Consider the following 14,662-nt stretch of genomic DNA (forward strand, 5'->3'; position numbering starts at 1 on the left):
TAGCCCGCGGCGGAGGACATCGGGGCGCGAGCGGTCGTCGCGCGGCGGCGCGGCTCAGAGGATCCCGAGCTCCATCGCCCGCGTGACGGCGCGAGTGCGATCGCCGACGCCGAGCTTGGCGAAGACGTGCAGCAGGTGCGTCTTCACGGTCGCCTCCCCCAGGTGCAGTCGTTCCCCGATCCCCCGGTTGCTGAGACCCGCCGCGACGAGCTCCAGCACCTGGTGCTCCCGTCCGCTCAGCCGCGGCGCCGGCGCCGCGGTCGCCTGGCGGGCGAGCGCGCGAGCCACGGTCGGCGCGAGCGCCATCTCGCCCCGGGCGACGGCGCGGACGCCGGCCAGCAGCTCTCCCTCCGGCGCGGCCTTGAGGAGGTACCCGCTCGCTCCGGCGCCGATCGCGCCGAGGATCGCGTCGTCCGTCTCGTAGGTCGTCAGCACCAGCACCCGCACGTGCGGATGACGGGCACGGATGCGGGCGGTCGCCGCCGTGCCGTCGAGCTCGGGCATCCGCAGGTCCATGAGCACGACATCCGCCGCCGCGGCGGCGGTGACCGCGTCGAGCCCCGTGGCGACCGCGCCCACCACCGTCACGTCCGCGACCGCCTCCAGCACCGCCGCGAGTCCCACCCGCACCACGGGGTGATCGTCGGCGATCAGCACCCGGATCACGACTCGCCCCCGCCGGGGACCCGCGCGACCACCCGGACCGCTCGCGGCGTCCCGTCGACCGCGAACGAGCCGCCGATCGCCTCGATCCGGGCACGCAGCCCGGGCAGGCCGTAGCCCGCGGCGGCGGCTCCCGGGTCGAAGCCGTCGCCGTCGTCCCCCACGACCAGAACGGCTCCGGAGCCCTCGGCCGCGAGCTCCAGGGTGGCCCGGGCCGCATGCGCATGGTTGCGAACGTTCGCGAGCCCCTCCTGGGCGCACCGCAGCAGGGCGACCTCCTCCTCTCGCGACAGGCGCGGACAGGCGCCCACCCGCACGTCGAGGTCCAGCTCCGTCTCGCGCCGGAAGCGGTCGGCGACCTGCGAGAGCGCGCGGGCGAGACCGTCCCCGCTCAGGTCCGGCGGGGCGGCGCCGGCGACCAGGTCGCGCGTGTCGGTGAGCGCGGAGCGCACCGACTCCTCCACGAGCGCGAGCGCGGCGTCGTCCAGTTCGCCGTCACGAAGCCGGCGGCGCGCTCGCTGCACGAGCAGCACGCCGCCGGCGAGCGACTGCGCGAGCGTGTCGTGCAACTCCCGCGAGAGCCGTTCGCGCTCGGCCGTGACGCCCGCGTCGCGGTGCAGCACCGCGAGTTCCTGCTGGGCCGCGGTCAGCTCGTCGACGAGGCGGTCGCGTTCCCGGCCGTACCGCTGGATGCCGGTGATCCAGAGACCGAGGACGACACTGGCGGCGAACGAGATCGTCTGCGTGAGCGCGGCCTGCAGCCACAGCGGATCCGCGCCGAACCCCGTGAGGGCGGCGAAGACGGCGAGCGCCGTGAGCAGACTCGCAGCGATGGCCGCCGCGGGCCTGCCGGCGAGCACCCACAGCAGCGGATATGCCCAGAACTGCAGCATCGCTATCCATGGCACGAGCGCCGCCGCGATCAGGAGAGCGACGACCGTGAGCGCCATCGTCAGGAGGCGGAGCCCCGGCGCCTCCTCGCGCACCGCCGCCGGCAACGCCCGCGGAAGAAGGGCGACCATGACCACCGACAAGACCACGAGGACGAGCAGCGCCGCCGCGCTCTTCCCCCACGTCTCGGGTGAGAAGACGCCTGCCGCGAGGGCGATGCTCGCCGCGAGAGCGGCGATCACCCCGTACGCGATGAGCCAGGCACGCACGTTGCAGGCCGCGGCATCCACTATGTGTCCCTTCGTATCCATCGAAAGCTCACGCGCACGACGGCGAGGCCGAAGACGAGCCAGAGTCCGGTGACGAGCGCGACCTCCGGCAGTTGCCAGGATCCCACGGTCTCGCCCGCGGCGAAGGACTCGGGCAGGAACACCGACCGGAGTCCCTGCGCCAGCCACTTCAGCGGGAAGACGCTCGCGACGTTCTGCAGCCACGTCGGCAGCGCGGCGAAGTCGATGTAGACGCCCGAGACGAACTGCAGCACGAGCACGATCGGGACGACGACGCCCGTGGCGCTGCGGCCGCTGCGCGGGAGTGCGGAGAGCCCGATCCCGAGCACGGCGCAGGTGGTGACGCCCAGGAGGAACACCCAGGCGAACGTCGCCCAGCGGGCCGGATCGGTCGGCAGCGGAACCCCGAACGCGACGCCGGCGACCACGATGAGCAGCGCCGACTGCAGTGCACCCGTCACGAAGACCTGGCCGATCTTGCCGATGAAGTACGCGGCGGGGCCGAGCGGTGTGCCGCCAAGGCGCTTCAACGTGCCGTCGCTGCGCTCCATCGCGATGTCGAGCGACATGTTCTGAAGCCCCGACAGCAGCAGGCCGGCTGCGAGCATCCCCGGCAGGTAGAACTGCGCGGAGCCGATCGTGTGCCCGGGAGGGCCGAAGTTCTGCGAGGCGAACGCGACCGCGAAGATGAGCAGGAACAACACCGGGAACAGGAACGTGAAGAACACCGAGTCGAGCTGCCGGAAGTAGGAGCGCACCTCGTAGCGGACGCGGGAAAGACCGAGCCGGAGGGTGCGCGCCGGTCCGAAGTCGGCTTCCGGCGCCACGTACGCGCTCACGCGGCGGCCGTCTCTCGCGCGAGCAGATCGAGGTAGACGTCCTCGAGCGAGGGACGGATGACCTCGAGATCCTCCGGTTCGGTCGCGCTCGCCCCGACGAGCCGCGCGACGAGCTCGCCCGGCCGCTCGGCCCGTTCCTCCCGCCGTATCCCGCCCTCTCGCCACCGGACGATCGGTGTTCGCGCGTCCTGGCCTCCGAGCTCACCGATAGGACCGCGGGCCGCGATCCTGCCGGCCACGACGATCGCCGCACGCTCGGACAGGGCAGCCGCCTCGTCCAGATAGTGGGTCGTGAGGACGATGGTCGTGCCCTCGGACTGGAGCTCGCGGATCAGGTCCCAGAACTGCCTCCGCACCTCGGGATCGAAGCCCGTCGTCGGCTCATCGAGGAACAGCAGATCGGGTCGGCCCACGATGCCGAGGGCGACGTCCACTCGCCGACGCTGCCCGCCGGACAACCGTCGCACGCTCGTCGACGCCTTCGCCGAGAGCCCCACGGCCTCGATCAGCCCGTCCACATCGCGCGGGTGCGGGTAGAAGCCCGCGACGTGGCGCAACAGCTGACGGACCGTCGCCGTCGGGCTCTCGCCCGTCTCCTGGAGCACGATCCCGAGTCGCGCCTTCCAGGCGCCGCCGCCGCGGGCGGGATCGACACCCAGGACCCGGATACCGCCGCTCGTGCGGGAGCGGTATCCCTCCAGGATCTCGATGGTCGTGCTCTTGCCCGCCCCGTTGGGGCCGAGCAGGGCGAACGTCTCACCGCGCCGGATGTCGAGATCGATGCCCCGCAACGCCTCGAATCCATCACGGTAGGTCTTGCGGAGGTCTACGACCTCGATCACGGGTTCCGTCATGTCTCCAGCCTCACGACCGCGGCGCGCACGCGGCACCCCCGACCGGTGGCCGCCCGCATCCACCGAACGGTGGATGCTCAGCGACTGCCGCGGCGGCGGGCGAATGCGAGGCGCAGGCTCCGCAGCACGAGGAGCAGACCCGCGAGCCCCACGACCGACCCGAGGAACGGGAACACCGGGACCTCCGGCGTGAGCTGGGGTCCCGCCCCCGACACCCCGAGGATGACGGCGACGATGACGAGCGAGATGCCCACCAGGGTGCTGGTGACCCGCCCGACCAGGGTCTCGACCCAGGAGCGTTCGTCGCGATCGTCGAAGGTGCGCAGCCGCACCTGGAACGTGCCGTCCTCGAGCTGGCGCGTGAGAGCCCCGATCCGGCGGGGCAGCAGGCGCAGCTGCTCGGAGAGCAGCGCCGTCTGCGTCTGCGCGGACAGCGCGATCGACTGCGCGGAGACGATCTGCCGCGCGAAGTGCGGCGCACGGTGCAGGGCCCGGCCGACCATGTCGTAGTCGGGGGCGAGGCGGCGCAGCGACCCTTCGAGCGAGGCGAGGGTGCGGAACACGAGCAGCAACGCCGGCGGCAGCGCGAGCCGGTGCCGGCGCATGACGTCCACGAGCGCGCGGAACACGTTCTCGTCGACGCGCGCGTTGTGCACGCGCGTGAGGATGACGCCGATGTCGTGCTGCAGGGCTGCCTGATCGAACGTTCCCGTGTCGGGCGGGTTGACGAGCATGAGGACGACATCCGTCGCGGCGACGTCGTCCTCGTTGGCCATCGCGATGAGCAGCGGCAGGAGGAGCCGGCGCATGCTCTTCTCGAGGATGCCGACGGCCCCGAAGTCGATGAGGGTCACACGGCCGTCGGCGCCGAGCACGACGTTGCCCGGGTGCAGGTCGGCATGGAAGACGCCGCGTACCGCGATCTGCTCGAACACGGCGTCGAGCACCTGATCGGCGGTGCGGCGGGCGCCGGCCGCGTCGAGTCCCGTGGCGTCCACACGGCTGAACGGGACGCCCTTCGCGCGCTCCTGCACGAGCATCTGCGCCGTCGTGAACGTGTCGTAGACCTTCGGCACCCGCAGCGGCGACCCCGACACGGCGCCGCGGAGCATCTCGGTGTTCGACGCCTCGATCCGGTAGTCCAGCTCCTCGCGGAGCGTGCGGGCGAACTCGACGGCGAGTGCCACGACCCCGTAGGCGCGTCCCCACTGCGTGTGCCGCTCGGCGTCCGCTGCAAGACGTTCGACGATGTCGAGGTCGGTCGCCACCTGCGCCCGCGCCTTCGGCCGCTGGATCTTGATGACGACGTCCTCACCCGTGACGAGGGTCGCCGCGTGGACCTGCGCGACGGATGCGGCGGCCATCGGGGTCTCGTCGACGAACGAGAAGGCGGCTTCCAGCGGCGTGCCCAGCTGCGTCTCGATCGCCGCCTTCGCCTCGGCCCACGGGATCGGGGTGCTCTCCATCTGCAACGTCGAGAGGGCCGCGGTGAGATCGGGCGGCAGGACGTCGTCGCGCGCCGAGAGCACCTGGCCGATCTTGATGAACGTGACGCCGGCCTCGTTCATGGCACCGACGAGCGCGGTCGGGAAGTCGTCGCTGCGCTTCTCGCGCCGGCGTCGATACATCCCGAGGCCGTGCTTCGAGGCGATCGCGATGATCTGGGCGTAGCGGCGGGCGCGGTCACGGCGCCGATAGGCGTCGCGGACCCAGGTGACCGGGTTCGTCAGCGGACGCGTCGGCCAGAGGAACTCGAGCGTGATGAGGGCGATCACGACGATCGCGAACATCCACCCGAGCGTGAGCGCGAGGAAGACGACGGCGAGCGCGTTGCCGACGACGAGCTCCTCGCCGCGCATCACACCGGACTGCTCGAGCGCCCAGTAGGCCACGGGGCTGATCAGCACGAAGACGACGGCGGCGACGAGGATCGAGCGGATCCACCCGACGGGGGTCTCGAGCAGTCGCCTGCTGGTCCAGCCCGCGACGATCGAGAAGACGGCGATGACGATCGCCGCCGAGATCCACAGCCAGATGTCCAACGCCCGCGCCTCCTGTCCGATCAGACTACGGGGCGCGGGCGGAGGGGAAGGGGTCAGACCGCGGTGTATCCGCCGTCGACCGTGAACTGGGCGCCGTTGACGAACGAGGCCTTGTCGCTCAGGAGGAAGAGCACGAGGTTCGCGACCTCCTCGGCCGTGCCGAGGCGACCGGCGGGGTGCTTCGCCGCGAGCGCGTCGTAGGCCTCCTTCGGAAGCGCAGCCAGCAGGGGCGTCTCGATGTAGCCGGGGTGGACCGAGTTGATGCGCACGCCCTGCGCGGCGTAGCCCGCGCCCGCGGCCTTGGTCATGCCGGCCACGCCGTGCTTAGCGGTCGTGTACGGCACGGCCGTCGGCTCGGCGACGAGCCCGAGGACGGAGGAGGTGTTGACGATCGCGCCGCCGCCGGCGGCGACGATCGCCGGGATCTCGTATCGCATGCCGTAGTAGACCGAGTCGAGGTTGATCCCCATCAGGGCACGGTAGGCGGCGAAGTCATCGCCGTCGTCGTAGTCGGCCAGGAGACCCTGGGGACCGCCGATGCCGGCGTTGTTGAACGCGAGGTGCAGCGCGCCGAACGCCTCGACGGCGGCGTCCACCGCCGCCTTGAGCTGGTCGGGCTTGGACACGTCGGCCGCGACCGCCCGAGCGGAGCCGCCCGCTGCGGTGATCTCGTCGACGACGGTCTGCGCGGTGTCCTCGCGCAGATCCAGGACGACGACGTCGGCTCCCTCTACGGCGAGCTGGAGCGCGACGGCCTTGCCGATCCCCGATGCTCCCCCGGTGACGAGTGCGGTCTTGCCATTGAACTGTCCGGACATGGTGATGAACTCCCTTCGCGGGATCCGTGCGTCTCGCGGACCTGCCGCATCTCAGGTCAACGACGCAACCGCGTATATATTCCCATGCATGCAACCGAGTCAGTCGGCTGCGCCATCCGTCGGGACCGGCCGCGGGCTCTCCTCGCCGGCGACGAGGGTCGGTTCCCCGGCGTCCGCGTCGAGATCGGTCGCGGCCTGGGCGAACTGCGAGTTGTACAGCCGGAAGTAGGCGCCCTCCGCGGCGATCAGCGCGGCGTGGGTCCCCTGTTCCACGATCCCGCCGTTCTCCATGACGAGGATGAGGTCGGCGTCGCGGATCGTGGAGAGCCGGTGTGCGATCACGAACGAGGTGCGCCCCTCGCGCAGGGCCGACATCGCCTGCTGCACCAGCAGCTCGGTGCGGGTGTCGACCGAGCTCGTGGCCTCGTCGAGGATGAGCACGGAGGGCTGCGCGACGAAGGCGCGGGCGATCGTGATGAGCTGCTTCTCGCCGGCCGAGATGTTCGACGCGTCCTCGTCGAGGCGCGTGTCGTAGCCGTCGGGCAGGGAGTGCACGAACCGGTCGACGTAGGTCGCACGAGCGGCGGCGGCGATCTCGTCGTCGGTCGCGTCGGCGCGTCCGTACCGGATGTTCTCGCGGATGGTGCCGGCGAACAGCCACGGGTCCTGCAGCACCATCCCGGTCTTGGCGCGGATGTCGCGCCGCGTGAGGGTGGCGATGTCCTGACCGTTGAGGAGGATACGGCCGGCGTCGAGCTCGTAGAAGCGCATGATGAGGTTCACCAGCGTCGTCTTGCCCGCACCCGTGGGACCCACGATCGCGACGGTCTGGCCCGGCTCGACCCGGAACGACAGGTCGTGGATCAGGGGCCGGTCGGGCGAGTACGAGAACGCGACGTCGCAGAACTCGATCGTGCCGTCGCCGTCCGCCGGGGCGGGAGCGTCGTCGGCGTCGGGCTCCTGCTCGGGCTCGTCGAGGAACTCGAACACCCGCTCCGCTGACGCCGTGCCCGACTGGACGACAGCCGCCATGCCGCCGAGCTCCGACAGCGGCTGGGTGAACTGCTGGGAGTACTGGATGAACGCCTGGACGTCGCCGAGGCGCAGCTGTCCGCCGGCGACCATGAGCGCACCGAACACCGCGATTCCCACATAGGTCAGGTTCCCGATGAACATCATGGCCGGCATCATGATGTTGGACAGGAACTGCGCCCTGAACGACGCTTCGAACAGCTCCTGGTTCTCCGCACGGAACGCGTCCCGCGACGCCTGCTCTCGCCCGAAGACACGCACCAGGGCGTGACCCGAGAACGACTCCTCGACCCGCGCGTTGAGCCGCCCCACCTTGCGCCATTGGATGCCGAACGCCTTCTGCGAGCGCGGCCCGATGACCCCGAACAGCACCCCCATGAGCGGGAAGCTCACGAGCACGACGATCGTGAGCTGCCAGGAGATCGAGAGCATCATGATCAGCACGCCGACGACGGTCAGCACGCTCGTGAGCGCCTGCGACAGGGACTGCTGCATCATCTGGGTGATGTTGTCGATGTCGTTCGTGACCCGGGAGATGACCTCCCCCCGCTGCACGCGGTCGAAGTAGCGCAGCGGCAGCCGGTTGATCTTCGCCTCGACCTGCTCACGCAGCCGCCACATCGTGCGGACCATCACGACGTTGACGACATAGCCCTGCAGCCACAGCAGCAACGCGGAGGCGAAGTAGAGCACGAGCACGCCCAGCAGCACCCGGCTCAGCGCCATGAAGTCGACTCCGGCGCCCGGGGTGAACCGCTCCATCGCCTCGACGATGTTCGCGAGATCGTGCTGACCCTGGTCGTTCAGGCTCTGCACGACCTGTTCCTTGGTGGCCCCCGCCGGCGCCATGGGTCGACACCACGCCCTCGAAGAGGATGTTGGTGGCCTCGCCCAGGATCTTCGGGGCGAGCACCGAGAGGACGACACCGGCCGCGCCGAGGACCGACACGAGCAGGAAGGCGAGCGCGTTCGGACGCAGGAGGCCGATCAGCCGCCGGAAGGCCGGCCAGAAGTGCGCGGCCTTGCCCGGCGCCACGGCGCCGCTCCAGTCGTCGGCGGCCAGGCGCGCCTGTTCGCCCAGCTCGATCTCGAGCCTCTCCTCCGCGCTGAGCTCGACGGGCTCACGGCGGGATCTCGCGGCGCTCATCGGGCGGCCTCCGCACCGAGCTGCGACTCGACGATCTCGCGGTAGGTCGCACTGGACGCCAGGAGCTCGTCGTGGGTGCCGAGCCCCACGACACCGCCGTCGTCGAGCACCACGATGCAGTCGGCGTCGGTGATGGTCGAGACGCGCTGGGCGACGACGATCTTGGTCACGTCCGGCAGCTCGCGCCAGAGCGCCTGGCGCAGCCGCGCATCCGTGGCCAGGTCGAGCGCGGAGAAGGAGTCGTCGAACACCAGCACGCGGGGGTCGTGCACGATCGCGCGGGCGATCGCGAGCCGCTGCCGCTGCCCGCCGGACACGTTCGTGCCGCCCTGGGCGACGGGGGCGTCGAGTCCACCGGGCATCTGCGCGACGAAGTCGCTCGCCTGGGCGATCTCGAGCGCCCGCCACAGCTCGGCATCCGTCGCCTCTTCGCGACCGAAGCGCAGGTTCGAGGCGATCGTGCCACTGAACAGGAAGGGGCGCTGCGGCACCAGGCCGATGGTCCGCCAGAGCGCGTCGAGATCGGCGCGGCGCACGTCGACGCCGCCGACGAGCACGGCGCCTCCGGTCACGTCGAACAGCCGGGGGATGAGGGAGACCAGCGTCGTCTTGCCCGCACCCGTCGACCCCACGACCGCGACGGTCTGGCCGCGCTCGGCCCGGAAGGCGACACCCGAGAGGATCGGGTGCTCCGCACCGGGGTAGGTGAACGAGACATCGCGGAACTCGACCGTTCCCGGCTCCGGGAACTCGGCCGCTCCGTCGATCGGGCGCTCGAGCGATGAACGCGTGTCGAGCACCTCGCCGATCCGCTCCGCGGACACGGCCGCGCGCGGGATCATGAGGGTCATGAAGCTGGCCATCATGACACCCGTGAGGATGATCATGACGTACTGCATGAAGGCGAACAGGGTGCCGATCTGCACCTCTCCGGCGTCGACCTTGATGCCGCCGAACCAGATGACGCCCACGACCGTGACGTTGAGGATCAGCATGACGGCCGGGAACAGGAGCACGAACAGCGAGCCGACCTTGCGGCCGACGACCATGATGTCGGTGTTCGCGACCCGGAAGCGCTGTTCCTCGATCGGCTCGCGGACGAACGCGCGGATCACGCGGATGCCGGTGAGCTGCTCGCGCATGATGCGGTTGACCCCGTCGAGCTTGCCCTGATAGCTGCGGAACAGGGGCACCATGCGCGAGATGACCAGGCCCGCCACGACGAGCAGAGCGGGCACCGCGATCGCGATGATCCAGGCGAGGCTCACGCTCTGGCGGATCGCGAGGATGACGCTGCCGATGGCCAGCAGCGGCGCCGACACCAGGAAGGTCGCCGCCATCATCGCGAGCATCTGCACCTGCTGCACGTCGTTCGTGTTGCGGGTGATGAGCGATCCGGCGCCGAGATCCGTGACCTCGCGCTCGGAGAACCCCGAGACGCGCTCGAAGATGTCGTCGCGCAGGGTGCGCCCGAGCATCATCGCCGCACGGGCGGCGAACCACGTCGCCACGACGGAGCACACGATCTGCCCGAGCGACACGGTGAGCATGAACAGCCCCGTGCGCCAGATGTAGGCCGTGTCGCCGCGCGAGACGCCGTTGTCGATGATGTCGGCGTTGAGGCTCGGCAGGAACAGGGACGCCAGCGCCGAGAGGAACTGGAACACCAGGACACCCGCCAGCGACCACCGCGAGGGGCGGAGGTAGCGGATGAGGAGCGTGGTCAGCACACGAACACTCTGCCGCACCCCTCCGACATCCGCGATGTCAGGGGGCGGGCACCGCCTCGGCAGCCTGCTCGTCGGCCTCGGTCGCCACGAGCTGGCCGCACGCCCCGTCGATCTCCTTGCCGCGGGTGTCGCGCAGCGTCGTCGGGATGCCTGCGGCGTTCAGCCGACGCACGAACTCGTTCTGCACCGACCTGTCCGAGGACGTCCAGATCGATCCCGGGGTCGGGTTGAGGGGGATGGGGTTCACGTGCACCCACCCGCGTCCTCGCGCGTTGAGCTTCTCGGCCAGCAGGTCCGCGCGCCAGGCATGGTCGTTCATGTCCTTGATCAGCGCGTACTCGATCGAGACGCGGCGGCCGGTCTTCTCGAAGTAGGCGCGCACGGCGTCGAGCGCCTCGTCGACCTTCCAGCGCGAGTTGACCGGGATCAGCTCGTCGCGCAGCTCGTCGTCCGGAGCGTGGAGCGAGAGCGCGAAGGTCACCGGGATGTCCTCGTCGGCGAGCTTGCGGATGGCCGGGACCAGGCCCACCGTCGAGACCGTCACCCCGCGCGCGCTCATCCCGAGCCCGTGCTTCTTGTCGGTCATCACGCGCACGGCGTGCAGGACGCGCGCATAGTTGGCCAGCGGCTCCCCCATGCCCATGAACACGATGTTGGTGACCCGCTCGTCGGCGTGCTCGGCGGCGCCGAGCCCGCCTTCCCGGATGAGCCGGTTCGCGCGCACGACCTGCTCGACGATCTCCGCCGCCGACATGTTGCGCGTGAGCCCCGCCTGCCCCGTGGCGCAGAACGGGCAGTTCATGCCGCATCCCGCCTGCGACGAGACGCACAGCGTGATGCGTCCCGGGTAGCGCATGAGGACCGACTCGACGAGCGCGCCGTCGTGCAGCTTCCAGAGGAACTTGATCGTGTCGCCGCGATCGGTCTGCAGCCGGCGCACCTCCGTCAGCAGCGGCGGGAGGAGTCCCGCCACCAGCTCCTCGCGGCCGGATGCCGGCAGGTCGGTCATGAGCGCCGGGTCGGAGGTGTAGTGCGTGAAGTAGTGCTTCTCCAGCTGCGCGGCCCGGAAGCGGGGGAACCCCAGCTCGACCAGCCGCTCCGCGCGCTGCTCGGAGGTGAGATCGGCCAGATGCACCGGCGGCTTGCCGCGCTTCGGGCTCGCGAACTGCAGGAGCGGCCGGCCCTCGGCATCCTTCTTCTGCGTCCACCCCTCCGCCTGGGGGCGCACCTGCGGCGCGCTCGCGGGTCGCGTGGAGATCACGCGGGGGCGTGGCGGCTGCTCGGTCATGCCTCCAGCGTACGGGCCGCTCGCCGCGACGGCGCGGTCCTGCGCGCTTTCACGCGCCCCCGGAGGGGTCACCGCATGTTTAAGATCGGTGTATGGGGGACCTCCGAGGGCGCAGGGGACGCAACGGGCCGTCGGCCGTGCACAAGGTGCTGAACAACAACGTCGTCGTCTCCCTCGACGAGCAGGGTCGCGAGCGCGTGCTCATGGGGCGCGGGCTGGGCTTCCAGCTCAAGCCCGACGACCCGATCGACCCCGAGAAGGTCGAGAAGACCTTCGTGCTGCAGACCGGCGCGGAGGGCGACCGCGAGCGCCGGCTGCTGGCCGGCGCTCCCTACGCCGTCATCGAGGCCGTCACGGATGCCGTCGACCAGGCCGAACGCGAGCTCGGCCACGATCTGGGCCGCCGCATCGTCATCACGGTCCTCGACCACATCAGCTTCGTGCTCGAACGGCTCGACGAGGGGATCCGCATCCCCTCCGCCCAGATGCCGGAGCTACGGGTCCTCCACCCGCAGGAGTTCCGCGCCGCCGAGAACATGGCCGCCCACATCGGCGCGGCGCTCGAGCGCGAGCTCCCCGCGGAGGAGGCCGTGTTCCTGACGATGCACCTGCTGAACGCGACGCGCGACGAGCCCAACGGCACGGCCGCACTGCTGTTCCGGCGCGTGCAGCACGTCGCGAGCGTCGTGGAGACGGGGCTCGGCGTCACCCTCGACGTCGAGAGCCCCGACTACGCGCGCTTCGTCCTGCACGTGCAGTTCCTGCTGCAGCGGCTGGTCTCGAAGACCATGCTGCGATCGAGCGACACCTCCTTCTTCGAGTTCGCCAAGCGCAGCTACCCCCGCTCGTACGAGATCGCACTCCAGGTCAAGGACTACGTGCACGCGGCCACCGGATCCGACCTGACCGACGAGGAGCTGCTCTACGTCATCGTGCACGTCGAACGCCTCGCGACGCAGGTCGGCGTGAGCGCCGGCGACACGGACGGTGGCGGGAGCGCCGGGGAGGTGCTACGGTAACTCGCGCAGGGCCCGGCGCCCTGCGGACGCGACGGATTGTTACTGCGGCAGCAGGCAAAACCTGAACTCACATCGCCTCACGGGCGATGAACGAGTTCAGGTTTTTTTGTTGCCCGGAAACAAGCCGGACCCGCGCGTCCCTTCATCGAATGCCGCACCGGAGCGGCGGAAAGAGGGAGTCCGAGATGGACTACTCGAAGACAGCATCCGGCGTCCTCTCGGGCGTCGGCGGGGAAGAGAACGTCACCTCGCTCGTGCACTGCATGACGCGACTGCGCTTCGTCCTGAAGGACGAGAGCAAGGCGGATGCGGCGGCGCTGAAGGCCGTGCCGGGAGTGGTGACCGTCGCACAGGCCGGCGGCCAGTACCAGGTCGTCATCGGCAACGAGGTGCCCGAGGTCTTCGCGGCGATCGGCAAGATCTCCCGCTTCGGCGGGTCGTCCGCGGCGGCCGAGCCGGCCGACGAGGGCCCCAAGGGGAACCTCTTCAACCGCTTCATCAAGATGATCTCGGGGGTCTTCACGCCTGTGCTGTGGGCACTGGCCGGCACGGGGCTGCTGAAGGCGTTCCTCTCCGCCGCCGTCACCTTCGGCTGGATCGATGCGACGACCTCGACCTATGTCGTGCTCAACTCCCTCTCGGACGCGTTCATCAACTTCCTGCCCCTGGCGCTGGCCATCACGGCGGCGCGCTACTTCAAGGCATCCGAGTTCACCTCGTTCGCGATCGGCGCGGCACTGCTGTATCCGGCGGCGACCGCGCTGGTCGGTGCCGAGGGGCTGACGTTCTTCGGCATCCCCTTCACGATGGTCAACTACGTCTCCAGCGTGATCCCGATCATCATCGTCGTGTGGCTGCAGAGCCACGCCGAGCGCTTCCTCTACGCGAAGCTCCCGGCCGCCGTGCGCCGGTTCCTCACCCCCATGATCATCGTGCTGGTGGCGGTTCCGCTCGTCTTCGTCGTCATCGGCCCGATCTCGTCTGTCCTCAGCGGGTGGGTCGGAGCCGCCATCGGCTGGGTCTTCGCCACCGTGCCGTGGCTCGGCGGCGCGATCATGGGCGGCCTGTGGCAGGTGTTCGTGATCTTCGGCCTGCACTGGGGCCTCGTGCCGCTGTTCCAGCTCGAGCTGCAGACCACGGGTCGCATGCTGCTCATCGCCCCCGTCTTCGCCGCCGTGCTGGCCCAGGCCGCCGCGGTCGCGGGCGTCTGGGTGCGGGCCCGCGACAAGAACCTCAAGTCGCTCGCCGCTCCGGCGACCCTGTCCGGATTCCTCGCCGGCATCACCGAGCCCGCGATCTACGGCATCAACCTGCCGCTCAAGCGCCCGTTCGCCTTCGGCATCGTCGGCGGCGCGATCGGCGGCGCGATCATCTCGCTGGGCGGTGTCTTCTCGACCGCGTTCGTCGTGCCGTCCGGACTGGCGGTGACCGCGCTCCTGGGCAACGGCAACATGGTGTTCCTGGGGATCGGCCTGCTGGCGGCCATCGTCATCCCGTTCCTGCTCGTGGTGCTCGTCGGCTTCAAGGAGCCGAGCGCCCAGGCGCCCGCCCCGGAGAGCACCGACCTCCAGGTGCTGAGCCCCGTCGACGGGACCGTCGTGCCGCTGAGCGAGACCCCGGATGCCGCCTTCGCCGACGGGTCGCTCGGTCAGGGCGTGGCGATCCGGCCTCGCAGCGGCGCACTGTACGCCCCCTTCGACGCGACGATCGTCGCCGCGTTCCCCACCGGCCACGCGATCGGGCTGCGGCATGCCGACGGCGCCGAGGTCCTCATCCACATCGGGATCGACACGGTCAAGCTGGGCGGCGAGCACTTCGCGCTCAAGGTCACGAGCGGTCAGCAGGTCGCGGCCGGTGACCTGCTGGTCGAGTTCGACCGGGAGGCGATCACCGCCGCCGGCTACGACCTCACGACCCCGGTCGTCGTGACGAACCCCGATCTCTACCCGACGATCGGATCCCCGGCGTCCGGCCCGATCGCGCACGGCGAGCCGCTGTTCGTGGCCGTCGCCGTGGAGCAGGTCGTCGCTGCGAGCTGATCCCGTGTCG

Annotated in this window: 10 protein-coding genes and 1 pseudogene; 2 read left to right on the top strand and 9 right to left on the bottom strand. The window is 70.4% G+C overall.

The genetic code is table 11. The annotated features are described in order from the left end of the window. Positions 1–54: 54 nt before the first annotated feature. From QE381_RS08235 to rlmN, 9 genes and pseudogenes are all read right to left on the bottom strand, one after another. Positions 55–666: a response regulator transcription factor gene (locus tag QE381_RS08235; RefSeq protein WP_307217147.1), complete on the bottom strand. Its 612-nt coding sequence runs from the start codon at positions 664–666 to the stop codon at positions 55–57. Then, positions 663–1,844, bottom strand: a complete 1,182-nt coding sequence (locus QE381_RS08240; protein ID WP_307217149.1) for a sensor histidine kinase — start codon at positions 1,842–1,844, stop codon at positions 663–665. Before QE381_RS08240 ends, QE381_RS08235 begins: the two co-directional genes overlap by 4 nt. Continuing rightward, positions 1,844–2,683, bottom strand: coding sequence for an ABC transporter permease (locus QE381_RS08245; protein ID WP_307217150.1), 840 nt, complete (start codon positions 2,681–2,683; stop codon positions 1,844–1,846). The genes QE381_RS08240 and QE381_RS08245 overlap by 1 nt, the downstream gene beginning before the upstream one ends. After that, positions 2,680–3,537, bottom strand: a complete 858-nt coding sequence (locus QE381_RS08250) for an ABC transporter ATP-binding protein (RefSeq protein WP_307217152.1) — start codon at positions 3,535–3,537, stop codon at positions 2,680–2,682. Before QE381_RS08250 ends, QE381_RS08245 begins: the two co-directional genes overlap by 4 nt. Positions 3,538–3,614: 77 nt before the next feature. Further along, positions 3,615–5,579 carry an AarF/ABC1/UbiB kinase family protein gene (locus tag QE381_RS08255; RefSeq protein ID WP_307217154.1) on the bottom strand — a complete coding sequence of 655 codons (1,965 nt, stop codon included), beginning with the start codon at positions 5,577–5,579 and terminating at the stop codon, positions 3,615–3,617. Between the two features lie 53 nt (positions 5,580–5,632). Then, positions 5,633–6,397, bottom strand: coding sequence for an SDR family NAD(P)-dependent oxidoreductase (locus QE381_RS08260; RefSeq protein ID WP_307217156.1), 765 nt, complete (start codon positions 6,395–6,397; stop codon positions 5,633–5,635). Between the two features lie 99 nt (positions 6,398–6,496). Further along, a pseudogene (locus QE381_RS08265) lies at positions 6,497–8,576 on the bottom strand (ABC transporter ATP-binding protein). After that, the gene (locus tag QE381_RS08270; RefSeq protein WP_307217158.1) at positions 8,573–10,306 is read right to left on the bottom strand and encodes an ABC transporter ATP-binding protein; all 1,734 of its coding nucleotides are present in this window, start codon (positions 10,304–10,306) and stop codon (positions 8,573–8,575) included. Before QE381_RS08270 ends, QE381_RS08265 begins: the two are co-directional and overlap by 4 nt. 37 nt (positions 10,307–10,343) lie before the next feature. Continuing rightward, complete coding sequence (gene rlmN, locus QE381_RS08275; RefSeq protein ID WP_307217159.1) at positions 10,344–11,594, bottom strand: 23S rRNA (adenine(2503)-C(2))-methyltransferase RlmN; 1,251 nt, start codon at positions 11,592–11,594, stop codon at positions 10,344–10,346. A 92-nt stretch (positions 11,595–11,686) separates the two neighbouring features. Here rlmN and QE381_RS08280 point away from each other — a divergent pair, with 92 nt between their 5' ends. Continuing rightward, positions 11,687–12,613 (top strand): PRD domain-containing protein, encoded by a 927-nt coding sequence (locus QE381_RS08280; protein ID WP_307217161.1) that lies wholly within the window; start codon positions 11,687–11,689, stop codon positions 12,611–12,613. 185 nt (positions 12,614–12,798) lie between these two features. Continuing rightward, positions 12,799–14,652, top strand: a complete 1,854-nt coding sequence (locus tag QE381_RS08285; RefSeq protein WP_307217163.1) for a beta-glucoside-specific PTS transporter subunit IIABC — start codon at positions 12,799–12,801, stop codon at positions 14,650–14,652. Positions 14,653–14,662: the final 10 nt, after the last annotated feature.

It is taken from the genome of Microbacterium sp. SORGH_AS_0888, assembly GCF_030818905.1.
GTDB lineage: Bacteria > Actinomycetota > Actinomycetes > Actinomycetales > Microbacteriaceae > Microbacterium.